The sequence below is a fragment of the Actinomadura kijaniata NBRC 14229 genome (assembly GCF_001552175.1).
GTDB lineage: Bacteria > Actinomycetota > Actinomycetes > Streptosporangiales > Streptosporangiaceae > Spirillospora > Spirillospora kijaniata.
Genome location: NZ_BCQR01000185.1, coordinates 1 through 23,107 on the forward strand (window position 1 = coordinate 1; position 23,107 = coordinate 23,107).

Sequence of the window (23,107 nt, forward strand, 5' to 3'; positions counted from 1 at the left end):
AGCGGGCGCGGAGGGCCTCCGAGCGCCGGGCGGCGGCCTGCCGGTCGCGGTGGCGCGCCTCGACCTCCAGCACGGCCTCCGGCGCGGCGCGCGTCAACGCCAGCTGCCGCAGCGGGTCGTCGCCCGCGCCCTCGGCCAGCCACGCGAACCACGCGACCGGCTCGGTCACCGACGCGCGGGCCCGTTCGGCGGCCGCGGCGATCCGCTGCCGCGTGCGGGCGGGCTCGGCGGCCAGGGCGAGCAGCGTCAGCAGCAGCACCGGCGGGTCGTCCGACGGCCCGGCGACCCGCACGTCGTCGCCGCCGGCGCTGGGCAGCCGCGCGGCCAGGCCGGGCGGGACCGCGTCCTGGGAACGCAGCCAGGACACCAGCTCGTTCCAGGCCGTGACGTGGGACCGCCACTGGTCGTCGATCCGCGCGAGCTGCTCGCCGCCCTCGAAACCGGCGAGCACCTTCAGCAGGCGGTCGTCCCACAACGCCCGTCCCAGCAGGCATGCCGTCCGGTGGTCGGCGTGCCCCGGCTCACCGGCCAGCGCCGCCAGCCCCGGAAGGTCCTCGGGCAGCACCCGCCGCCCCAGGTGGTGCGGCGGCAGCGTCGGATCCAGCCACCGCACTAGGTGCAGCAGCTTCACGTCGGGCCGCAGGTTCGCCGTCAGGTGGCCGTCGACCAGCGCGATGCGGCTGTCGTCGGGCTGCTCGGCGAGCCAGTCGCGCAGGCTGCGCCACGCCTCGCCGGACTCGCCGCGCCCGAAGAAGTACAGCGCGGCGTGGTCCCACTCCTCGACGAGCGCCCGCGCCAGCTCGGCCCGGTCCTGGTAGCGGCGGCCCCGGAACGGCAGCCCCGTCCCGGGCGGCGCCTCGGGCCGCGCGGCGTCCCGTGCGACGGCGGGCGAGCCGCCGTCCAGCCACTGCCCGACCTGCTCGGCCGACCAGCGCCGCCGCGGGTCGCGGGCGAGCAGCCCCCGCGCCAGCAGCCGCAGCCGGGGGTCGGGAACGTCGTCGGCGCCCACCGGCCGCGTCGCCAGGTGGTCCACCACGGCGGTCTCGCTCAGCCCGGCGAACGGCGGCCGTCCCGTCGCCAGCTCCCGCACGATCATCCCGAGCGACCACCAGTCGCGCGCCGGGGACACCTGCCCCGACAGCGACTCGGGCGCGGCGTAGGCGAGCGTGCGCGACGCCGAGGCGAACACCACGCTCTGCTCCAGCACCCGGCTCAGCCCGAAGTCGGCGATGACCAGCCGCAGGGGGTCGGCGGACAGCACCAGGACGTTCTCGGGCTTGAGGTCGCGGTGCACGATCCCGGCCCCGTGCAGCGCGCGCAGCCCCGCCGCGAGCTGCGCGACGACCGCCGTCACCGTCTCGGCGGGCAGCGGCCCGGCCATCAGCGACCGCAGGTTCCCCTCGGGCGCGTACTCGGCGATCTCGTAGTCGCGGCCGTCGGCGTGCCCGGTCTCCGCGATCCGCAGCACGTGCGGCGAGTCGAGGGCGGGCAGTTTCTCCCACACCTCCCGGTCGGCGTGGTAGCCGCGCCGGAACAGCTTGACGACGAACTCCCCGCCGCGTTCGTCGCGCACCAGCAGCAGGTCGGACTCGGCCCCCTGCACGGGCAGCTCGGCGACCAGCTCGAACCGTTCGGCCAGGGCGTCGGGCAGCCGCAGCAGCGCCCCGCCGGGCGCGGCCCCGGCGTCCCGGCGCGTCGCGTGCGGGTCGCGCGGCGGGGGGACGTTCGCGTCGCGGCGCGTGACCCCGGGGTCCCGCCGCGTGGGGGCGCCGCCGTTCCCGGGCTCCTCAACCTCGGCCACTCACACTGCCCCGTCCGTGTCGCCGTCCCTGCCGCGTCGCGAGCCTAACGCCCGCCCTCAGATCTTGTCCCTGATGACCCGGAGATGCTCGACGCCCTTGAACCGGACCACCACGGCCTCCATGACGATCCGCACCAGCAGCGCCTCGAACAGCCACACCAGCGGGCTCGCGATGATCATGATGACACCCCAGGCCCAGAAGTCGTCCCAGGTGGCGATCCACAGCCCGAACCCCAGGAACACCAGGCACTGGAGACTGACCAGCAGCAGCGCGACGACGTACCAGTACCTGACGAGCTTGGGCGTGACCAGATGGTCGAAGTTGGTGTCGAGCAGCGCGCCCAGCAGCCCCTTGTCGGCGCGGCCGGGGCGTTCGGCGGGCGCCCACTCCTGACCGCCGTACTGCGGATGCGGCCCGCTCTGCCGCGCCTGCTGCTGGTACTGCGGCGGGATCTGCTGCGGCCCGCTCTGCCCGGGCTGCACGACCGGCTGCGGCCCGCTGTGGTGCGGCGACGCCTGCTGCGGCCCCGGCCCGGCCTGCCGGGGCCCCGGCACATGCCCCGGATGCGGCTGGGGCGGCGGCCCGTACGGCTGTCCGGGCGACTGCCCAGGCGACGGCGGCTGGTGGGGCGGACCGTGCTCGGAAGGATTAGTCATCGCCGACTCCTGGACTGTCACATGACCGATGCCCCGACTCTAGAACGTCCCGCGCCCGCGCACCCGCCGCAAACACTCCCCTGTGGAAAACGACGCGATCAAGATTGGTCACCCAGGTACGATCTCGGGGAAGCGGTCGGTTCCGGCCTTCCCGTGCGACGGGTCGACCTCAAGGCCATCAGAACGCCGTCGCGAGGATCTCTTCGCCACCGGCGCATCGATGCTGACGTCTGGCATGGCCTTCGGCAACCGGCCATCCGACGCGCGACGGACCGTTCTCACCTCCAACCAGAGGAACCGGGTTCCGAGCGAGCCCGATTTCGACGCCATGGTCCAGGGCAGCGAAAAAGGCGGCCGACGTCCCCCGCCCCATTGGACTCGGCCCGACGGCCCCGATCGCCCTGGCAGTGGGAATCCCCGTTCCCGGGCCGAAGGTCCGCCAACCGCAGATGATCTTTAACGACCTCACCGTCGCCCCATTCCGAGCCATGCGTTTCGCACATTTTTTAGGTCCGCGCTGGGCCTCAGGGCTCATGCACTCGCAATCGAAGGCTGCTTGGCTCACTTCCAAGTCGAACAGGGGAGAACCGGGGTGCTGCGGCGTCTGGGGGACCGGGGCGAGGGGTCGCTGTCGTATCTGGCGGTGATCGTGCTGATCGGTGCCGTGCTGGCCGCGGTGACCGTGGTGGTGATCCCCGAGAAGATCACTGCCGGGATCAGCGCGGGCATCTGCCGGGTCACCGGCGACAAGAACTGCGAGAAACCCGGCGGCCAGAATCCCCGGTCCCAGGGCGCGACCCCTTCGGCGCAGCCGACCTCGGTACCGCCCGGTCAGGAGACTCCCCAGCAACGCGAGTACCGCGAGGCGCTGGATGCGTTGAAGAAGGCCGACCAGGACGCCGACGCCCTGGAGAAGGAGTGGAACGAATTCGATCTCCTGAAGGAGATCGGCAAGCTGGGGTTGGACTTCCTCGCCGGCGACATCGTCAACTGCATCAAGAAGCCCAACCTCAGTGACTGTCTGTGGGCGCTGCTGGACATCGTCCCGTGGGGCAAGATCGGCAAGTTGCTGAAGTCGATCCCCAAGATCGCCAAACTCATCGACCGGTTCCTGGATCTCAAACGCCGCCTGGAAAAGGCCCGCGACGCCCGCAAGAATGCCAAGAAGCGCGCCGACGACGCGGCCGAGTCCTGTCGCCGCGCCAACGGGAAACCGAACCCCGGCAACAGCTTCGTCGCCGGAACGCCGGTGCTGATGGCCGACGGGACACGAAGACCCATCGAACGCGTCCGCGTCGGTGACGTGGTCCTGGCCGCCGACCCTGTCACCGGCCTCCGCGAACCCCGCCGCGTCACCGACCACATCGTCGGTGAGGGCAAGCGGGACCTGGCACGCCTCACCGTCGATCTGGACGGCGAACTGGGCGGCCCCGTCGAGACGGTGGTCGTCACCGAGGGTCACCGCTTCTGGGTGAACGGCACCGACGACTGGATCCCGGCGAGCGGGCTGGTCTTCGGAGACGTTCTCACCACTCCTGGATCCGAACGCGCGATGGTCGTGCGCAAAACGGCCCACCGCCGTGTGGCGCGCGTTCACAACCTCACCGTCGAGGGCCTGCACAACTACTTCGTCGGCGTGGGCGGCCAGGAGGTGCTGGCCCACAACTGTGAGGGCTTCGACCTGGACTTCAACCAGGTCAGGGACCGCATCTCCACGCATGTGATGCCGCTGCACGGCTCGGGCGGTTCGGCGAGCGGGACCAAGTTCGCCAGCGACATCGATGAGAACGACATCTTCGAGAGGCTGCTGAACAATCTCTCCGACAGGAACCGGACGGGACGGGTCGACCAGACTGAGGGGCATGAGCACGTCTTCGAGTGGCCGGGCGCGGGCGAGAACGGCGAAGGCTGCGTCCGGGTCTGGATGCGCCCGGGCGGGCAACTGGGCACCATGCACCCGATCCGCTGTCCCTGACGTCCGCACCGGGAGCCGAACATGATCGAACTGGACTTCGAGATCAAGGGATACCCGGGCACCGGCCGCCGGGTGGAGCTCGACTCCGACCTCGCGACCGTCTACCAGCCGGACCTGGTGAACGGCGCGTTCATGGGAGACGCCGTCGTTCGCCTGGGGGACGTGGACCTCGGCACGGACTTCCACTGGCTGACGATGCTCGACTGGTGCGCCCGTCTGACCGGGGCCGTCAGGACCCTCGACCGCGAACCGACCCACACCATCGACTTCTTCGAGTCGGACGACTTCCTGTCCCTGCGCCGCCACGGCGACGACCTGCTGGCGGCATGCAGTTACCGCCCGGGGATCGCGGTCGTCCCGTACAGGGACTTCGCGCAGGCCGTACGGAGGTTCACCGCCGAACGCATGCGCTGGCTGTCCGAGAACTTCCCCACCGCCCTGGACAACCCGGCCATGCCCCAACTCAAGCGGGCCCTCGGCGTCGACTGAACCGATCCGCCTGCCGAGGGGACCCCGTGGTCAGAACTCGGAGCGACGCCGAAGTGCCCGGCGGCGGCCGGGCGGTTCGCTTCGGTCAGCGTGAGTCGCGCATGAGGTCGTACACCTTCTGTTACTTGTCGCCGGTACGCTTCCGAGCCGCAAGGCGGATCGCGCGAAGCGGTACTGACTCTTGGGGAGTTCCACTTCGTCACGACTGAGAAGTTGTGTCAGGGCCTCCTCAAGGACGGCCAGGGAGTCCCGTGAGAAGTCGAAGGGAAAATCCTGGGACAGGTACTCGTCGCGCCAGGAGGCGAGCCTGCCGTCCATGTCGGCCAGCCACTCCCACAGGTGAGCGCCCTCGCCGGGTGCGGAGTCCCTAGGGACCCGTGTGGTCGGGGAGTTCGCCGATGTAGCGGACGCAGCGATCGACGAAGTCGCCCACCTCGTCCCGGTGAACCGCTGGAATGTCGGGGAACGCCTCCAGCAGCACATCTTCGAGGCAGGCCGGCGACGTCCGGGAGAAATCATTTGGGAAATCGTCGGTCTGCGGCGTCGAGCCCTGTTCGCTGTTGCCGTTCATTGCCTGTTGTCCTGGGTGGTGAAAGGCTGTGAAGTCGTCGCCATTTGCCCGCTGGGGGCGACGATCCCTTCAGTGCACCCGATCTTTTTCTGGGGGTCGGCCAGATCCAGGTCACGATCGCCGGGCTTGGTGTTGGCCTTGTGCTTCTGAACCCATCAGTCCTCCGGCTTGAGGCCGTTCCTCTCGTAGTGCTGGAGTCTCGTCGGCGTCCTGGTCGGCTTTCTTCAACGCATTCAGCGCTTCGCGGTAATCGCGTTGCCGGTGGTCTCCTGACCGGGCGGTACCGAGGTCGGCTGCCCCGAAGGAGCAGTAATCGGCGTCCGGGGATTCTGGCCTCCGGGTTTCTCGTGGGCTTTGCCGCCGGTGATCCGGTAGGTGCCCGCACCGATCAGCATGATCGCCGCCAGATGTGACAGCGACCCCTCGCCCCGGCCCCCAGGCCCCGCCCTCGTTTCAAACTGCCCGAAGAGTGATCGAAATGGCGAATGGGGGATGAGGTGCAGGTCCATGGGTCCAAAGAAAGAACCAAGGTCGAGGGCTGCCAACGACTTGCGTCCGGGCGGGACCGTGCCGGCGCGGGTTCGCGGCGCTTGGCCGGTTCATACGGGAGTGGCAGGTGGTGAGCTCGCGGGGTGGGAACGCGGGGCGGGTCTTTGGCGATCCGGAGCCCATTGACTCCGCTCCGCGACGATCGCCCGGGGGGCCAAATGACGGACGAGTGGTCTGACAGGGGTCCGTGGGCCCAAAAAGAGGCCCAAAACGGGCGGCTTGTGGTGAGCCGAGAGGGACGAGGCCCTTAGGCTCCGCTCATGAGGCGTGTCACGGCGGTTCTCAGCGCGTTGCTTCTCGTGGTCGGTGGGGCGGGGTGTACCGGCGAGGAGAAGCCCGGGAAGAACTCCCCGGCGGCGAAGAAGAGCTCCGCGCCACAGCGGCCCGACCCCACACCGGCGGTGCGGCTGGCAACCGTGAACCTTCCGTCGGAGCCCGGACCGCTGGTCGACGTGGTCGCCCGCCAGGTGAGGGCCGCCGGAACCGTCCGGGTCGAGCTCACCACCACCGGCGAGCAGAAGTCCGGCGGCACCGAGGAACGCACCGTCGCGCAGCTGCGGACCAACGCCTCCCCGCCCGAGGCCCAACTGACGATCGTCGACAAGGATCCCGAGGAGCCCGGTACCACCGAGGCGGTCGTCACCGGCGGCATCATCTACACCCGCGTCGACGGGCAGGAACAGCGTCCAGGGAAGCCCTGGGTGCGGCTGTCCCGGCAGGACGCGAGCAACCCCGAACTCGGTCCGTTCGCCAAGCTGCTCACCACCATGGTCGACGAGGTGGAGAAGACGCTCGGCGAACTGTCCTCCGACACCGGGCTCAACGTCGTGCGCAAGGGCACGTTCAAGGGGGAGCCGACGAGCGAGACCGTCGAGGGGGCGGCCACGCGCCGTTACCAGGGCACCACGAAGACCGCCGACCTGAAGGGCGGGGGCAAGGGCGTGGAGGCGATGACTAGGCTCGGGCTCAAGGAGATCGCCTGGACACTGTGGTTGGACGACAAGGGACTGCCCCGCAGGTTCGAGGCGGGCCTGGCCACGCCGCAGGGCATGAAGGTCCGCCAGTCGGTGACCTACCGGCAGTGGGGCGACCAGGTGTCCATCACCACGCCCCCCGCCGACAAGGTGCACGTCATCGGGTCGTGACCGGCGTCAGGAGATCTTGAACGAGGCCAGGATCTGCTCGGCCTGCGCGGGCAGCGAACCCTGCTTGGCGGCCACGTCCACGAAGCAGAACCGGTTGTTCCCCATGGGGACGCGCACGGTCACCTCGTCGGTGGTGACGCCGTCCCGGCCGGGGCTGGTGTAGGTCGCCTTGAACGCCGGGCGGTCGTCGACCGTCAGGTCAGTGATCTGCGCGCCCTTGTGCATGGCCTGCGTCTTGGCCTTCAGCTGCTCCATCGACGCGCCGATCGTTCCGCCCCGGTCGCATCCGGTGGACAGGTGCGGCGCCAGGCCGGAGGTGACCGAGGAGTCGATCGCGAAGACGATGCCCTGCTTCTTCTGCTGTCCCATGAGCTGCTTGGTCAGCTCGCCCAGGTCCCCGGTGAGCCGGAACGTGGTCCGCACGACCTCGGAGGTGTCGGTCGTCGGGTCGACCTCCTTCCACCCGGCGGGCAGCTGCAACGTGACCCCCGTGGCGGACCCGCCGAGCCGGGTCCCCCCGGCGGCCTGGCCCGTCGGCGCGGTGGAGGAAGAGGCGGCAGGGCTGCCGGACGTGTTGCCGGCGGGTTTCGTCCCCGTTTTCTTGGCGTCATCGCCGCACCCCGTCAGCGCCGCCGAGGCGACACCGCCCGCCACGCAGAACGCGGCCATACGACGAAGCATCCTGACTCCTCACCAATCGCGATCAATGTGGACGGGACACGCTAGCAGCGCGCACCGGTGAAGCCGGCGGCCACGGCTTTTGAGATCACTTTGGGCCCTCGGGCCCTGTCCCGCAGGGCACGGCAGCATCTTGACTTGTCGGGTTGAAGTGCTGACCGGGCGGAGTTGACGGGGTGCTGCGACGTTTCGGGGACCGGGGTGAGGGGTCGCTGTCGTATCTGACGGTGATCCTGTTGATCGGTGCGGTGCTGGCCACGGTGACCGTGGTCGCGATCCCTGAGAAGATCTCCGCCGGGATCAGCGCGGGCATCTGCCGGGTCACCGGCGACAAGAACTGCGGCAAGCCCTCTGGCCAACGCTCCACCACCGCTCCGACGGGCCCTGGTTCCTCCCCTTCCGGGCAGTCCGTGACGGGGCCGCCCGGTCAGGAGACCCCCGAGCGGCGCGAGTACCGCGAGGCCCTGGACGCGCTGAACAAGGCCGACACGGACCTTCAGCAGGTTGAGAAGGAGTGGAACGAGTTCGATCTTCTCAAGGAGATCGGCAAGCTCGGCCTGGACTTCATCGCCGGCGACATCGTCAACTGCCTCAAGAACCCCAATCTGAGCGACTGCCTGTGGGCGCTGCTGGACGTCGTTCCGTGGGGGAAGCTCGGCAAACTGCTGAAGAGCATCCCTAAGGCGGCCAAGCTCCTGGACCGCCTGATGGACCTCAAACGCCGCCTGGAGAAGGCCCGCGACGCGCGCAAGAACGCCAAGAAGCGCGTCGACGACGCACTGGATGCGTGCAAGAAGCGCCAGAAACCCGGAAGCAGTTTCCTTCCGGGGACGCAGGTCGTCATGGCGGACGGGTCACGAAGACCGATCGAACGCGTTCGGATCGGTGATCTGGTCTGGGCCAGTGATCCGGCCACCGGCCGCAGCGGCCCTCGCGAGGTCACCCGACGTACCACGAGCTCAGGCCTCAAGAACCTGTCCCGCCTCACCGTGGATCTCGACGGCGAACTGGGCGGAGAGACGGCGCGAATCACGGCCACGGCCAACCATCCCTTCCGGGTGGCCGGTGCCGACGACTGGATCGACGCGGGCCGACTGGTGTTCGGGGACGAACTGGCCACCTCGAACGGCGACCGCGTCCTGGTGCTCGACACCCATCGCCGGCGTTCCGCCGGCCGGGTCCACAACCTGACCGTCGCGGACTTCCACACCTACTACGTCGTCGCCGGGAACACCGAGATCCTGGTCCACAACGACCCTGCCGATCCCAACAAGCCCGATCCCAACGCCTGCTCGGTCACTCCGCCCGCCTATCAGACACCGGCCAAGGGGACTCCGGAGTACCAGCAGCGGCACGACGAACTCTCCAAGGATCCCGCGCACAACGACAAGGTTTCCGACAAGACCAGACGCGAGGCCGAGGTTGGCCTGGAAATGGAGAGGCGAGGGGTGCTCCCGGGCCCGATCAAGCGCGCCCCCAAGATCAACGGCCTGGATTCCGGTGATTTCGTCGACGCCAACGGGCAACACTGGGACGTCAAGGCGTTCAAGGACATCTTCCCCGCGGGGCGGAACAAGGGGCAGAAGATGACCGACGGACAACCCGGCAAATACAACCGCCAAGAAGTGGAAGAGGACATCAAGAAGGAGCTTGCCAGCAACCCCCCGGAGAACGTGATCATTGATCCGGAGCATCTGTCGCCTGAGGCACGGAAGGATCTCCAGTCTCTGGTCGACTCCCATCCGGAGTGGAAGGGGAAGGTGGTCTTCCTGTGAGAGGCTTGCCCGAATGACCGATCAGGCGGGATTTCGGTCGAGAGTGCGGGCGTGGCCGGTGGACGAGGCCGCGCGGGCGGCGTTGGAGTCCTATCTCGAGGCGCTGCCAGCCGACTTGCGGGTGGTGTCGTCACTCGACGGGGTGACTCTCGACTTCACCGGTGCGGATCTGAGTGGTCTGCCGTTGGTGGCGGCAGGCCTGTTCGGGGCATGCCTGGCGGGAGTTCGTCTCGTTGGCGCTGATCTGCACGAGGCGGAGTTGAGCGGTGCCGACCTGTCCGGCGCCGACCTCTCCCGGGCGAACCTGTTCGCCGTCGAGGCGAGGGAGTGCGCCGCGTCCGGTGCCCGCTTCAAGGAGGCTGTTCTGACCAGTGCGGCCTTTCCGAGAGCGGATCTACGGGAAGCCGATCTACGGCAGGCGGACCTCAACGCCGTCTTCGCCTTCCGGGCGGATCTGCGCGGCGCTGATCTGCGGGGCTGCCGGTTCGGCGACCAGGACAACCCGACCTCATTGAAGGAGGCCCGGTTGTACGGGGCCCGGTTCGACGGCGCGCACGGCTGGATCAGCGGACCGGTCGACGTGGGGGAGACGAAACCTCGGCTGATCGGCGGGGCGGAGGCCACGGCGTGGTTCCGGGAGCACGGAGCCGCTGGGATGTCGGCGGCCTGAACAGGGCCGCCGGTCCTGCGGGGAACGGGAACGAACGCGATCCGCTCTGGGCCGGATCATCTTTCCGATGGGCGGAGCTTGAGCCCCCCTTTGGGCCTTCGGACCCTGTTCCGGAAGGCGTCCCAGCCGGTTGACTCCTTGCTCGGGGTGCCGATCGAGCGGAGTTGACGGATGCTGCGGCGTCTGGGGGACCGGGGTGAGGGGTCGCTGTCGTATCTGACGGTGATCCTGTTGATCGGTGCGGTGCTGGCCACGGTGACCGTGGTCGCGATTCCTGAGAAGATCTCCGCCGGGATCAGCGCGGGCATCTGCCGGGTCACCGGCGACAAGAACTGCGACAAGCCCGGCAACGGCAAACCCGGTTCACCGAGTTCGGGCGCCAGCCCCACCAACCAGCAGGCCGCCGGGCCGTCCGGTCAGGAGACCCCCGAGCAGCGCGAGTACCGCGAGGCGCTGGACGCGCTGCGGAAGGCCAACCAGGACGCCGACGCCCTGGAGAAGGAGTGGAACGAGTTCGATCTTCTCAAGGAGATCGGCAAGCTCGGCCTGGACTTCATCGCCGGCGACATCATCAACTGCGTCAAGGACCCCAAGATCAGCGACTGCCTGTGGGCGCTGCTGGACGTCATCCCCTGGGGCAAGATCGGCAAGTTGCTGAAGTCGATCCCCAAGGTCGTCAAGCTGATCGACCGGTTCCTGGACCTCAAACGCCGCCTGGAGAAGGCCCGCGACGCGCGCAAGAACGCCAAGAAGCGCGTCGACGACGCACTGGATGCGTGCAAGAAGAAGGATCCCAACAGCTTCGTCGCCGGAACGCCGGTCCTGATGGCCGACGGATCGCGAAAACCCATCGAACGCGTTCGCGTCGGCGACCGAGTCTGGGCCACCGACCCCCTCACCGGGCACGCCGGCCCCCGCAGGGTCACCCACCTGATCACCGGCGAGGGACGCAAACACCTGGTCGACCTGACCATCGACCCCGACGGTCAGCTGGGCGGACCCACCGCGCGCCTCACCGCCACCGCCGAACACCCCTTCTGGGTCCCCGGCGCCAACGACTGGATCCACGCACGCGGCCTGGTCCCCACCGACCAGCTCCACACCCCCGACGGCCGCCGTCCCCTGGTCCTGAAGACCACCCACCGCCGCCAGACCACCCGGGTCCACAACCTGACGGTCGAGGCCCTGCACACCTACTACGTCACCGCCCACACCATCCCGGTCCTGGTCCACAACGAAAACCCCGACCCTGACCCCGACGCCTGCAAGGTCGGCAAGCCGGATCCCACGCCCACGCCCACGCCCACGCCGACACCCACGCCGAGCGCCTCGGCCTCCAAGGGACAGCCGGACCCGGCGAGTCAGGGAGGCGACGTCCCGCTCGTCGCCGACATGATCGCCGCGCACGGCGACATCAACAAACGAGGTATCCCGGGCGTCGCGGACGTGGACGTGGCCGAGCACCTCGAGCGGGTGATGCTGGGCTCTCCGGGGTTCAAGCTGCGTCCGACGCCGGGCGGCAAACCGCGGTGGGCGTGGTGGGACGCCAACACCGGAACGATGATCATCCGTGAGGGCAACCAGGGCACGTTCTTCCAGCCTGACCGTGGCTACGATTACTTCCTCGACCAGATCAAGGAATGACGTCCGGAACATGGGAGACACGCCGCTGACGACCGACGACGTCTGGCCGTCGCTCTCGGCCGACCAGCTCGCCGCGATCAGAGCGGTCGACGAGGATCGGCTCGCGCTCGAACGGTCCAGGTTGCCGGAGCGGACCGCCCGGTCGCTGAGCGAGCCCGTCTACTCGGTCCGTGAGCGGTTTCGCTCATGGGAGCGGCTGGTCCGGTTCCTCGAACGGGAGCCCGAGGAGCACTACTTCGTCGAGGCCTACACCAACGAGCTCGAATCGCGCGACCAGCTCGATCGCGTCATGGCCGATCACCCGGTCCTGGCCCGGGGCCCGGCGGCCGAGCTGCTGAACGATCTCGACGCGCGGTTCCGGGCGGTGACCGTCGAGGACGGTGGTGCCGCTCTCCGCCCGTACGTGCGGGCACTGGGAGAGGGGCAGGCCCTCGGCGAGCGGTGGTACCGCCGTCCGAGGCGGGCCACCTGGCTGTGACGGGCCTGGCGGCGTCCGGATGACGGGTCCCGCGGAGTCCGGTTTCGCCGGGGAGGGACGTCCGTACGGTGTCCGGCCCTGCGGTGCGCGTGGCCGGGACCGCGGGTCGGGTGACGCGAGGAACACGAAGCTCGGCCGCTCGCGGGAGCGAGGCGCCGATCGTGGCTGATTGTCCAGCTTTGGGTCCTGGGGCCCTGTTCTTCCGCTGTTGTGCATGATGCAATCCGTCACGGGGGTGTCGGCTGTACGGGCCGACGGGAGCTGTGGCGGGCGCGGTTGCGTCGACGGGGAGGCAGCCGTGACTGCACGGCGTCAGCGAAACTGTGTCCGTCATGTTCCAACATGACTGCTTGGCGCTTGTGTGATAAGGGCTTGATCTAGAGCATCGAAGGCCGTTATCGTCTTCGCGCTCTACAGGGGTATATCTGGACGCTTGACGCCGTTTTGATGTCACAGTGAAAAACGGGGAAGGACATGCACGTGAGGCCAGTACAGGCCCAGGAGTGCGCATGACCGCCATTGTGATCGTGGGGGACTTCCCCGGGACCGGCATCATCTCCAAGACGCTCGCACCGCGGATCGGGGAGTCGACGGACGCCGCCTCGTCGCTGGCCTTCCTGGACCAGATGACACACGCGTTGCACCAGCGTGGGGCCGTGCTGATCCTGCATCCGAGCTGGCGATCCGATGTGGCGGTGAAGCTGGTGCGGCAGGCGCGTTTCCTGCTCGGCACCGACCGTATAGCCCGCGTTCCGCTGAACCTGCCGCCGCTCGCGTTCTCCGTGGTGGCGGACCAGCTCACGTTCCTGGCGCCCTACGTCAGGGCGGGGATGCTGGCCAGCATCGCGCCGACGTTGGCCATGCGCGTCCGTGCCGGTGCCTGGCTCAACAGCGTCGCCAAGCTGGAACACGGCAAGACCGGTCTGGGGCAGCACATGCTCTCCTACATGCCGGGAAGCGGCTTCATGGTGTTGGCGGATATGAGCACCACCGTGCATCGGATCACCTCGGCGCAGCCGGTGGCCGATGTCGGTCACCTTCCGCTCGACCCCGTCCTCGTCCTCGCCTCCGACCAGAACGGCGACAAGGGCTGGCTGCAGAACAAGCTCGGACCCGCGGTGCGCGCCGCGTCCCTGACCCTTGTCAACGAGCAGCCGCTCAGCGCCCAGTACTGGGGCACCAAGAAGTACACCGAGTTCGTCGCCTTCAGCGGTCACCGGGACGACCTCCAGCAGGTCATCCAGATGACGCGGTGCAGGCCCTGCTCTTGGTGCGGAGAGCCGACCGCCCTCGCGACCTGCCCCTTCTGCGGCTGTGTCCAGCCCGGGGCCGACACCGAAACCCCCAGGCCCGTCGCAACCGCTGCGCCCGCCGCTCCGGCAGGGCCCGCAGGCCCTGCGCATCCGGCGGGGCATGCCCAGCCCGCGCCCGGACCGACGTCCGCACCGCCCCAGCCCGTGACCGCGCCCCCGCCCGCGCGCACATCTGCGCCTGCACCTCAGCCCATGGCCCCTCCGCGGCGACCTTCGGCTCCGGGGCAGGCGACGCCGGCTCAGCCGCCCCAGGGGCCTTCTCAGCCCCACCTCGGGAACGCGCCGGTCCGGCCTCCGGCCGAGCCCGCACGTGCGCCCGGGTCCGAGTCCCGGCCTCCCGCCCCTGCCGGGGCGGGCCCTGTGCCGCTGTCCGCGCCCGTGCCCCAACCAGCGCCAGTACCTCACGCAGCGCCGATACCCCACCCGGCACCAGCGCCCCAGCCAGGACCGGTGCCCGCTCCGCAACCCGCTGCCCCTCCCAGTGGAGGCCCGTCGCAGCCTGCTCCGGTAGCTCCCCAGACCCCTCAGGAAGGGACACGGCTTCCCGAGATGCCGGTGACCGGGCCCCGGCCCGCGCCGCAGATCCGGGGGGACGGCGGTGGCTCCCAGCCGGCGCGACCCTCGCTTATCAAGTCCCCGGCCGCGCCCGCGCACTCTCCCCACCAGGAGGCACGCCCTTCCTCCGAACCGGAGGGAACCGAGGGCGCGGAACCCCCGTCCGACCCCACAGACCCTCCCGCCCCTGACAGCCACGAGGAGCTTCGCACCGGAACGATCGAGTTCCGGGCGATCCGGCCTCGATGACCTGACGCCCTTGTAGGAACGGAGCAAGATGAACCCCCGCCAACGACGTGGTGTGCTCTTGATGGTCGTGGCGGCCCTTGGGGCCGTGTTCGTTTTCGTCTCGGTCATCGGCTACGTCGGCAGGGTCCAGGCCGACGCGAACGCGGCCGTCGGCGAGATGACCACCGTCTTGCAGATCCAGACGGACGTGGAGGCGTTCCAGCCGATCGCCGCCGCGGCGGTGCGCGAGGTGCAGATCCCCAAGAAGTGGGCCACCAACGCGTTCGTCACCCAGCTGGCCGACCTCCAGAACAAGGTGGCTGCGGGCCGCATCCCCACCGGCGCCTACCTGCAGCAGGGCATGCTCCAGGACAGGCCCGCGCTGCGCCCCGGGCAGCGGGAGATCGCCGTGATGATCGACGCTGAGACCGGCGTGGCCGGCAAGGTCGTCAACGGGTCGATCGTCGACGTCTACAGCACCTTCGAGTCGGTCGCCGGTTCCCGGAGCGGGCCCTGTGCGGTCCGCATCCTCAGCCGTGTCCAGGTGATCAATGTTGGACCGGAGCGGCAGGTGACCAACGACAGGGCGCAGCAGCAGAGCGGCGGTGGCGGGGTGACCAGCGGCGCGCTGCCGGTGACGTTCGCGCTGACCGGTGACGAGACGCTGCGGCTGACCTACGCCGAGGCGTTCTCCCGCAAACTGCGTCTCGCCCTGGTCGGCGGCCAGCAGGACCCCAGGCCTCCGGCGAACCAGCTCTGCCAGACCCCCACGGTGGGCAAATGAACGACATCAAGATCCTGCTGGCCAGTGACGACCAGGAACTCTTCTCGGCCTTCCGCGCCGTCATGGGTGAGATGCCGGACTTCGCGCTGGTCGGGGTCGGAAGGAACTCCAACGAGGCGCTGGGACTGGTCGCCACCGAGCACGATCTCGACATCGTTCTGATCGACGAGAACATCGGGCCGACGCCCGCGCACGACCTGGTCCGCGAGATCTCGATGCGCCGCCCCAACTGCGCGGCGGTGCTGCTCAGCACGTCGGTGGACGAGAACGTCCTCACCCGCGCCCTCGAAGCGGGTGCACGCGGCGTGCTGTCACGGCAGCCGAGCCTGGAGGAACTGCAGACCCGGCTGTCCACGGCGGCGGAGTGGGCGCGCGGCATCAGCCGGTGGATCGGCGGCGGGCAGGCCGAGACCGTCGGCGGACGGCGCGGCCGCATCGTCGTGGTCGCCGGATCCAAGGGCGGAACCGGAACGACCACCCTCGCGGTGCAGCTCGCGCTGACCGCGGCGGCCAAGGACAAGAACCGCTCGGTCTGCCTGGTGGACATGGACCTGCAGTCGGGGGACGTCCCCAGCTACCTCGACATGGTGCACCGGCGCACCATCGCCGACCTGGTCGAGGTCGCCGGTGAGATCACCGGTTCGATGCTGGCCGACACGCTGTTCGTGCACCCCGACGGACCGCACGTGCTGCTGGCCCCGGTGGAGGCGGAGCAGGCCGAGGACGTGACCGCGCTCGCCGCCCGGCAGATCCTCGGCGCACTGCGTTCTCGCTACGACACGGTGATCGTGGACTGCGGGACGTTCATGACCGAGGGCACCGTCACCGCCGTCGAACTGGCGGACAAGGTCGCCCTCACGGTGACGCCGGACCTGCCGAGCCTGCGCTCGGCCAAACGCATGGTCCGGCTGTGGGCACGGCTTGAAGCACGCAAAGGCGAGGAGGTCGTCGCGGTGCTGACCAGGCAGACCCGGAAGAACGAGATCCAGCCCGACTTCGCCGCCCGGATCCTCGGGCTCCCCCTGGCCAAGACCACCATTCCCCCGGCGTTCCGCGCCCTGGAGAAGGCGATCAACAACGCGTCGCTGAGCAAGGTGGAGGACGACGCCTTCCGCAAGGCGGTCCTGCAACTCGCCGGTGAACTCGGCATCGTCGACGGCGAACCGGCCGACGGGGGCGGCAAACGGATCAAGGCGGGGGCGCGATGAGCCGAGGCGCCCGTCAACGCCCCCGGCGCCGCTGGGGTTTCTGGCCCGAGCTGCCGAGGTCGGAACGCGACCGCGGCCAGATCGTCGAGTTCACCGGCATGCTCCCGTTCATCCTGCTCGTGTTCGTCGCGGTCTGGGAGGCGTTCCTGGTCGGGTGGTCGATGAGCTACACGACCCACTCCGCGAACGAGGGCGCACGGGTCGCCGCCGTCGGCGGCGACCAGGAGGAAGTGCGGGAGGCCGCGCGGAAACGGGTCGTCGGCAGCTTCGCCGACGACGAGAACTTCAAGGTGAAGTACCCCGTGGGCGCGCAGTGCGACGGCGTCGGCCCACGCGATCCCGACTGCGGTTATGTTCGTGTGTCGATCAAACCCCCGCTGGTCTTCGAAGGCCTCAACCTGCCGATCACCGTCAGCCACCGGGCCAGGGTCGTCTACGAGGGGAAGGGGTGAGCCGCCGGATGCGCAGTGACGAGGGGGCCGCCGCGGTCGAGTTCATGGCCTGGATCGGGTTCGTCCTGGGCGCGATCTTCTGCTCCTACGAGGCCTACACCGCTTTCGCCACCGTCGAACAGGTCGAGAACGCCACCCGCACGGGCGCCCGGGTCGCCTCGATGCACGGTGTCGCGCTGAACGAGCCGACCACCAAGAACGGTCCTGGAACCCGTGCCGCCCAGGCCGCGCTGCCCGATGTGATCACCGACTCCGAGGTCACCGTCGAGGCGCTGACCGGCGACGCGGTCCGCTGCACGGTCCGGGCCAAGGTGCCGCTGATCGCCGACGGACTGCACCTGAACATCACCGTTCGGCGGCGTGTAGAGATGCCGGTGGGATGACATGGGACTGAAGAACCGCAGAGAGAGCGGTACCGAGCAGCAGCAGGTGGGCCCGAGTATCGGGCACTGGCGGCAGCGGCTGCTGGAGGAGGTCAACCTCGACGATCTCGCACGGCTGGACATGGCGCAGCGCCGCGCCCGCCTGGAGAAGGTCATCGGGCACATCCTCACGCGCGAGGGTCCGGTGCTGTCGGCCAGGGAACGATCCCTGCTCGTCCGTCGCATCGTGGACGAGGCCCTCGGCTTGGGCGTTCTGGAACCGCTGCTCGCCGACCCGTCCGTCACCGAGATCATGGTCAACGGTCCGGACAGCGTCTACATCGAGCGTCTGGGCAAGCTGACTCGCCTCGACATGGGCTTCGCCAGCGAGGCCCAGCTCTACCAGACCATCGACCGGATCGTGGCGCAGGTCAACCGCCGCGTGGACGAGTCCAGCCCGATGGTGGACGCGCGGCTGCCGACGGGCGAGCGAGTCAACGTCATCGTCCCGCCGCTGTCGCTGGTCGGCCCCGTGCTGACGATCCGGCGCTTCCCCCGGGCATTCCGGATGGACGAGCTGGTGAGCATGGGCGCCCTGGACCACTACACGGCGATGCTGCTGGCCGCGTTCGTCAGGGCCCGGCTCAACATCGTCATCGCGGGCGGTACCGGTACCGGTAAGACGACGTTCCTCAACGCGTTGTCGGGGTTCGTCCCGGGCAGCGAGCGCATTGTGACGATCGAGGACTCCGCCGAACTCCAGCTCCAGCAGGACCACGTCATCCGGCTGGAGTCGCGCCCGGCCAACATCGAGGGCGAGGGCGCCATCACGATCCGCGACCTGGTCCGCAACGCGCTGCGCATGCGCCCCGACCGGGTGATCGTCGGTGAGGTCCGCGGCCCGGAGACCCTCGACATGCTCCAGGCGATGAACACCGGTCACGACGGCTCGATGGTGACCGTGCATGCCAACTCGGCCGAGGACACCATCTACCGCATCGAGACACTGGCTTCGATGAGCGAGGTGAAGATCCCTTACGACGCGATCCGGGACCAGATCAACAACGCCGTGCACGTGGTGGTCTTCCTGGACCGTGCGCTGGACGGATCCCGCCGGGTCGGCGAGGTCGCGGTGGTGGCCTCCGGACGGCGCGAGGCCATCAGGCTCACGTCGATCGTGCGTTTCGAGCCCGAGCCCATCGGCCTGGACCGGGTGGTGCGGGGCCGTTACGTCTACCAGGAACTGCCCCGGGACCTCATCCACAAGCTGGTGTTCTCGGGCGAGGCGGTGCCGCAGGTGTTCGGCGGTGACGCGGCTCCACCCGCGCCGCCCGGCCAGCCACCCACACCCCAGGGGCCGCCGCCCAGGTCGCCCGGGCCGTTCCCGAGCGGCACGGTCCCCCCGGGCCGGCCGACGGCACCGCCCCCCTCGCTGGGCGGTTCGTCGACGAACGGCACGGGTCCGGCAGGAGGAACCTCATGAGCTATCCGATCGTCCTGTTGTCGCTGATCGTCACCCTGGTCTTCGCCATCCTCGGCATCTGGCAGTTCGGCATGGGTCTCGACCAGCAGCGCGAGCAGGCCGCCCGAGGCTCCCGCGGCTTCAACGAGCGGAAGATGGCGACCCGGCTCGACCGGTGGGACGCGCGCCTGCGCCGGACCACCATCGGGCGGCAGATCAACCGGCGGATCGTCGCGTCGGGTCTGCGCGTGCGGCTGTCGGTTTTCGTACTGACGATGACCGGCGCGGCCGTGGCCATCGCGCTGTTGCTCAGCCAGGTGCTGTCGCTGTTCCTCGGCATCGTCACCGCCGTCGGCGTCGGCCTGGCGTTCTTCGGCTTCCTGCGCCAGCAGGAGAGCCGGCGGGTGGAGGAGTTCATCGGGCAGCTGCCCGAGCTCGCCCGCGTCCTGTCCAACGCGGCGGCGGCCGGGCTGTCCATCCGTACCGCACTGGAAATGGCGGCCGAGGAACTCGACGACCCCGCGCGCACCGAACTGACGCGCACCGCCGAGGCACTGCGTCTCGGCCAGGCGTTCGACGACGCGATGAAGGAACTGCGGGACCGGCTGCCGTCCCGGGAACTGGGCGTCCTGGTGAGCACCCTGGCCGTGGCGTCCCGGTCCGGTGGTTCGCTCATCACCTCCCTGCGTAACATCTCCGACACGCTCGAACAGCGCAAGGAGACCCGGCGCGAGGTCAAGACCATCGTCGGTGAGTCGGTGGCCGCCGGGTGGGCGATCTTCACCATGGGCATGGCGACGCTGTTCGGCATCGCCTTCCTCAGCCCGGGCGCGGTGGACAGGATGACCGGCTCCCTGATCGGGCAGCTCGTCCTGCTCATCTCCATGAGCCTGTTCGCCGGGGCTCTGCTCATCATCCGCCGGATGACAAGGATCGACCTGTGATCGCCCTCGCGCTCTCCGCCGCCGCCGCGCTGTTCTTCCTGCTGTTCGTCTGGGGTTTCCACCTGCGGGCCACCGGAGCGCAGGTGGGCAGCGAGGAACTGGTGGGGCTCGTCAAGAAGCCCAAGAGCAAGGGTTTCGGGCCGCTGGGCGGGGTCGCCGAGCCGTTCGCCGGACCGTTCACCTCGATACTGCTGCGCACGATGAGCCCGGCGGCGCGCGGCAAGCTGAACCGCCGGATCGAGCGTGCGGGCCGCCCCTACGGCCTGACGGTGGAGGGGTATGCCCGCAACAAGGCCGGCACCTTCGTGCTGCTCGGCTCGGTCGGCGTGGTCATGCTGCTGTCCGACCAGCTGTTCATCGCCGTGGCGCTGTTCGCGATGGGCTGGTTCCAGACCGACATCGTGCTGTGGAACCTGTCCCAGGAGCGTCAGCAGGAGATCCAGAAGAGTCTGCCCGACTTCCTGGACGTGCTGGCGGTGACGGTCACGGCGGGCCTCAGCTTCCGGCAGGCGCTCAGTCGGGTGGCCGAGAGCATGCCGGGCGCCCTCGCCCAGGAGATGATGACCACGCTGCGGCAGATGGACGTGGGAACTCCGTTCCGGCAGGCTTTCGAGGACCTGCGGGCCCGCAACAACAGTGAGCAGCTGTCGAGTTTCGTGACGGCGATCCTCCAGGCGGAGGAGCTCGGCGCGCCGCTGGCCAACGCCCTGGCGGACATCAGCATCGACATGCGCCGCGAGGCCGCGCAGCTGGCGCGCCGGAGGGCGCAGCGCGCCGAGCCCAAGATCACGATGATCACCACGTTCATGATGGTCCCCGGCATGCTGATGCTGATCCTGGCGGCGCTGTACTTCGGCATGAACGCGGGGGGCAGCGGTGTCCTCGGCCCGTGATCCACTGAGCGGGCTCTCGGGGGCCCGGCTGGGCGGCACCTTCCGGCTGCTCATGCAGGTACGGGTGCTCGCCTCGGCGGTCGCCCTGCTCCTGGTCCCCGAGGAGAGGCGGACCCCCGCGGCCCTGATCATGCTCGCCTGCGTCGGGGTGCTGTCCGCACTGGCGCTGTTCGGATGGCGGGAGATCGTACCCAGGCTCCTGGAGTATCCCATCCTGCTGGCCCTGGACTCGCTGGTGGCGTACGCCGCGCTCGAGGTGGGCGGGGTGCTCGGTCCCTTCTTCCTGGTCACCGTCATCACCTCGACCCTGGCGGGTCTGCTCTACCAGTGGAGGGGAACGCTGCTCATCTGTCCGCTCCAGGTGCTGCTCTACTACACCGCCGCGGCCGACTCGGAGTGGATCACCAGTTTCCAGACAGCGGTCGGCATGCCGCTGTTCTACTTCGTCGGCGGGTTCGTGGGAACGGCGTTGCGTCGCCTCTTCGAGGAGTTCACCGTCGCCGACGAGGCCCGCCACCGGGCGGAGGTCGCCGCGGCCGCGGCCGAGGAACGCACCCGCCTCGCCCGGGAGATGCATGACTCGCTGGCCAAGACCCTGCGGGGGATCTCGATGGCGGCGATGGCGCTGCCGACCTGGGTGACCAACTCGCCCGACCGTGCCTGCGAGGAGGCCAGGAGGATCGTCGCGGCGGCCGAGATCGCCGCTCGGGAGGTCCGGGAACTGATCGCCGAGCTGCGGACCGACATCGTGCGGTTGTCGCTCGCCGACGTGTTGACGCAGACCGTGTCCGCCTGGGCGGACGCCACGGGAACGACGGCCGAGGTGGACGCGGATCCGGAGATCGACCTGCCTGTCCGCGACCGGCACGAGGTCGTGTCGATCCTCAGGGAGGCGCTGGAGAACGTGAAGCGGCACGCGGACGCCTCCACGGTCCGGGTGCGGCTGGCACAGGAAGGGGAGTCGGTGATCCTGACGGTCGCCGACGACGGCCGTGGCTTCACGATGCCCGAAGACGTGGACGTCCTCGCCCAGGCGGGCCATTACGGGGTGATCGGCATGCAGGAACGCGCGCTTCACGCAGGAGCCGTGCTCAGCGTGAAATCGCAGCCCGGCGAAGGGACCACCGTCACGGTGACCGTTCCGGCGTCCACCGGCGCAGAGGTGCCGACGTCATATCTGGAGATGGCATGAGTCTGGTTAAGGTCGTGGTGGCCGACGACAATCCGGTGGTCCGTTCGGGCCTGGTCTCGTTGCTGGAGGCGACCGGCGTCGCACGGGTGCTGGCCGAGGCGGCGGACGGCAGGCGGGCCATCGAACTCACGGAACTGCACCGGCCGGACCTGGTGCTGCTGGACGTGCGCATGCCGTTGCTGGACGGGGTGACCGCCGTGCAGACCCTGAGCAAGATCACAAAGGTGCTCATGCTCACCTACACCGACGACCCGGAGGTCATCCGCGCGGCCGTGCGCGGCGGCGCCAGCGGCTATCTGGTGCACGGCACCTTCGGCGTCGACGAGCTGGCCGCGGCGGTGCGCGACGCCGCCGCCGGTACCGGCAACCCGCTCTCCCAGGTCGCCATCACCGCCCTGATGGACGCGGTGAAGGAACCGGCCAAGCCCGGCCCGCGCAACGGTGACCGCGACAAGTACGGCCTGTCCGCCCGGGAGGTCGAGGTGATGGACCTGATCGCCCAGGGACGGGCCAACCGGGAGATCGCCAGCGCTCTGTTCCTCACGGAGAAGACCGTGAAGAACCACGTCAACCGGATCTTCGCCAAACTCGCCGTGGAGAACCGCGCGGCGGCCATAGCGCGGTGGCTGGGCACGGCGGTGGGGGACCGGTGATGGGTCTTGAAGGTGGGTCCATCTTGGGCCTTCGGGCCCTGGGGGGTTGCTTCCCGATTCCGTACCTTGAATGGCGTGAGGATGAGCCGAAAAGGGGAGTGCGGAGAAATGGACCTCGAAATTCGTACCCGTCGCGAGATGGCGAAGTCGGACCGGGGAGAGGGCGCGGTTTCCTACATCGCGGTCATCATCCTCATCGCCGCCATTCTGGGCGCGATCGCGGTGTCGGGCATCGGCCAGAAGATCGCGAACGGTATCGGCACCGGCATCGACAAGGTGACCAGCGCCCAGCCGAAGGCCTCCTGACCTGCTTGAACGGCCGAGAGGTCGGACGGCGCCGGGACGCAAAGCACGGCGACAAGGGGGAACCGAATCCGGTTCCCCCTTGTCGCCGTGCTTTGCGCATTGTACGGTGCCCTGTCGAAAAGATCGCAAAGAAGTCGGTTCAGTGCGTGGAGGGTCGTTGACGTGACTTCCGCTCGGAAGCTTGGAACCATCACCGCTGCCACGGTTCTCGTCTTGGCCGGGTGCAGTGACGATGGCGGCGGGAAGAAGGGTACGGAGTCGAGGCCCCCGACGAGTGCGTCGGCCGGTACGGGTAAGCCGTTCGATCCCCACCAGCCGCCCCT

At 69.2% G+C, this 23,107-nt stretch carries 23 protein-coding genes; 18 read left to right on the forward strand and 5 right to left on the reverse strand.

The features are described from left to right. Nucleotides 1–1,801, reverse strand: a 1,801-nt coding sequence (locus tag AKI01S_RS40690; protein ID WP_067830934.1) for a protein kinase domain-containing protein, incomplete at its 3' end; no start/stop codon positions are given. Between the two features lie 57 nt (nucleotides 1,802–1,858). Further along, nucleotides 1,859–2,458 carry a DUF4282 domain-containing protein gene (locus AKI01S_RS40695; protein ID WP_245681990.1) on the reverse strand — a complete coding sequence of 200 codons (600 nt, stop codon included), beginning with the start codon at nucleotides 2,456–2,458 and terminating at the stop codon, nucleotides 1,859–1,861. A gap of 592 nt (nucleotides 2,459–3,050) precedes the next feature. Here AKI01S_RS40695 and AKI01S_RS40700 point away from each other — a divergent pair. Together AKI01S_RS40700 and AKI01S_RS40705 are read left to right on the forward strand one after the other, a co-directional pair. Further along, nucleotides 3,051–4,433 carry a polymorphic toxin-type HINT domain-containing protein gene (locus AKI01S_RS40700; RefSeq protein ID WP_067830936.1) on the forward strand — a complete coding sequence of 461 codons (1,383 nt, stop codon included), beginning with the start codon at nucleotides 3,051–3,053 and terminating at the stop codon, nucleotides 4,431–4,433. A gap of 21 nt (nucleotides 4,434–4,454) precedes the next feature. After that, nucleotides 4,455–4,922, forward strand: coding sequence for a hypothetical protein (locus AKI01S_RS40705; protein WP_067830943.1), 468 nt, complete (start codon nucleotides 4,455–4,457; stop codon nucleotides 4,920–4,922). 367 nt (nucleotides 4,923–5,289) lie between these two features. Here AKI01S_RS40705 and AKI01S_RS40710 read toward each other — a convergent pair whose 3' ends face one another. Next, on the reverse strand, nucleotides 5,290–5,493 hold the full coding sequence (locus tag AKI01S_RS40710) for a hypothetical protein (protein ID WP_067830945.1): 204 nt from the start codon (nucleotides 5,491–5,493) through the stop codon (nucleotides 5,290–5,292). A gap of 233 nt (nucleotides 5,494–5,726) precedes the next feature. Continuing rightward, a complete protein-coding gene (locus tag AKI01S_RS51325; protein ID WP_157420517.1) occupies nucleotides 5,727–6,002 on the reverse strand; it encodes a hypothetical protein in 276 nt (91 codons plus the stop codon). Nucleotides 6,003–6,302: 300 nt separating this feature from the next. Between AKI01S_RS51325 and AKI01S_RS40715 the strand changes: the two genes are divergently transcribed. Continuing rightward, nucleotides 6,303–7,187, forward strand: coding sequence for an SCO4651 family lipoprotein (locus tag AKI01S_RS40715; RefSeq protein ID WP_157420518.1), 885 nt, complete (start codon nucleotides 6,303–6,305; stop codon nucleotides 7,185–7,187). A 6-nt stretch (nucleotides 7,188–7,193) separates the two neighbouring features. Here the strand turns inward: AKI01S_RS40715 and AKI01S_RS40720 are convergent, their stop codons facing one another. Then, nucleotides 7,194–7,868, reverse strand: coding sequence for a hypothetical protein (locus AKI01S_RS40720; protein WP_157420519.1), 675 nt, complete (start codon nucleotides 7,866–7,868; stop codon nucleotides 7,194–7,196). A gap of 173 nt (nucleotides 7,869–8,041) precedes the next feature. On the opposite strand from AKI01S_RS40720, the gene AKI01S_RS40725 reads away from it, so the two are divergent. The 15 genes from AKI01S_RS40725 to AKI01S_RS51330 all read left to right on the forward strand — a co-directional run bounded on the left by AKI01S_RS40725 (nucleotide 8,042) and on the right by AKI01S_RS51330 (nucleotide 22,784). Then, nucleotides 8,042–9,640 carry a polymorphic toxin-type HINT domain-containing protein gene (locus AKI01S_RS40725; protein WP_067830953.1) on the forward strand — a complete coding sequence of 533 codons (1,599 nt, stop codon included), beginning with the start codon at nucleotides 8,042–8,044 and terminating at the stop codon, nucleotides 9,638–9,640. A 13-nt stretch (nucleotides 9,641–9,653) separates the two neighbouring features. Further along, a complete protein-coding gene (locus AKI01S_RS40730) occupies nucleotides 9,654–10,310 on the forward strand; it encodes a pentapeptide repeat-containing protein (RefSeq protein ID WP_067830955.1) in 657 nt (218 codons plus the stop codon). A 171-nt stretch (nucleotides 10,311–10,481) separates the two neighbouring features. Beyond that, nucleotides 10,482–11,954, forward strand: coding sequence for a polymorphic toxin-type HINT domain-containing protein (locus AKI01S_RS40735; protein ID WP_067830958.1), 1,473 nt, complete (start codon nucleotides 10,482–10,484; stop codon nucleotides 11,952–11,954). A 10-nt stretch (nucleotides 11,955–11,964) separates the two neighbouring features. After that, a complete protein-coding gene (locus AKI01S_RS40740; protein WP_067830960.1) occupies nucleotides 11,965–12,432 on the forward strand; it encodes a hypothetical protein in 468 nt (155 codons plus the stop codon). 509 nt (nucleotides 12,433–12,941) lie between these two features. After that, nucleotides 12,942–14,549, forward strand: coding sequence for a hypothetical protein (locus AKI01S_RS40745; protein WP_067830963.1), 1,608 nt, complete (start codon nucleotides 12,942–12,944; stop codon nucleotides 14,547–14,549). Nucleotides 14,550–14,610: 61 nt separating this feature from the next. After that, nucleotides 14,611–15,312 (forward strand): Flp pilus assembly protein CpaB, encoded by a 702-nt coding sequence (gene cpaB / locus AKI01S_RS40750; RefSeq protein ID WP_067830966.1) that lies wholly within the window; start codon nucleotides 14,611–14,613, stop codon nucleotides 15,310–15,312. Then, nucleotides 15,309–16,520: a CpaE/TadZ family protein gene (locus AKI01S_RS40755; protein ID WP_067830968.1), complete on the forward strand. Its 1,212-nt coding sequence runs from the start codon at nucleotides 15,309–15,311 to the stop codon at nucleotides 16,518–16,520. Before cpaB ends, AKI01S_RS40755 begins: the two co-directional genes overlap by 4 nt. Continuing rightward, a complete protein-coding gene (locus AKI01S_RS40760) occupies nucleotides 16,517–16,972 on the forward strand; it encodes a TadE/TadG family type IV pilus assembly protein (protein WP_067830971.1) in 456 nt (151 codons plus the stop codon). The genes AKI01S_RS40755 and AKI01S_RS40760 overlap by 4 nt, the downstream gene beginning before the upstream one ends. 8 nt (nucleotides 16,973–16,980) lie before the next feature. Further along, nucleotides 16,981–17,355 (forward strand): TadE/TadG family type IV pilus assembly protein, encoded by a 375-nt coding sequence (locus AKI01S_RS40765; protein WP_067830973.1) that lies wholly within the window; start codon nucleotides 16,981–16,983, stop codon nucleotides 17,353–17,355. Nucleotide 17,356: 1 nt separating this feature from the next. Beyond that, complete coding sequence (locus tag AKI01S_RS40770; RefSeq protein WP_084000744.1) at nucleotides 17,357–18,817, forward strand: TadA family conjugal transfer-associated ATPase; 1,461 nt, start codon at nucleotides 17,357–17,359, stop codon at nucleotides 18,815–18,817. After that, nucleotides 18,814–19,740, forward strand: coding sequence for a type II secretion system F family protein (locus tag AKI01S_RS40775; RefSeq protein WP_067830975.1), 927 nt, complete (start codon nucleotides 18,814–18,816; stop codon nucleotides 19,738–19,740). The genes AKI01S_RS40770 and AKI01S_RS40775 overlap by 4 nt, the downstream gene beginning before the upstream one ends. After that, nucleotides 19,737–20,633, forward strand: a complete 897-nt coding sequence (locus AKI01S_RS40780) for a type II secretion system F family protein (protein WP_067830978.1) — start codon at nucleotides 19,737–19,739, stop codon at nucleotides 20,631–20,633. The genes AKI01S_RS40775 and AKI01S_RS40780 overlap by 4 nt, the downstream gene beginning before the upstream one ends. Then, a complete protein-coding gene (locus tag AKI01S_RS40785) occupies nucleotides 20,617–21,825 on the forward strand; it encodes a sensor histidine kinase (protein ID WP_084000745.1) in 1,209 nt (402 codons plus the stop codon). The genes AKI01S_RS40780 and AKI01S_RS40785 overlap by 17 nt, the downstream gene beginning before the upstream one ends. Beyond that, entirely contained in the window at nucleotides 21,822–22,478 is a 657-nt protein-coding gene (locus AKI01S_RS40790) for a response regulator transcription factor (protein ID WP_067830980.1), read from the forward strand. Before AKI01S_RS40785 ends, AKI01S_RS40790 begins: the two co-directional genes overlap by 4 nt. Nucleotides 22,479–22,586: 108 nt before the next feature. Next, entirely contained in the window at nucleotides 22,587–22,784 is a 198-nt protein-coding gene (locus AKI01S_RS51330) for a hypothetical protein (protein WP_067830983.1), read from the forward strand. Nucleotides 22,785–23,107 lie beyond the last annotated feature (323 nt).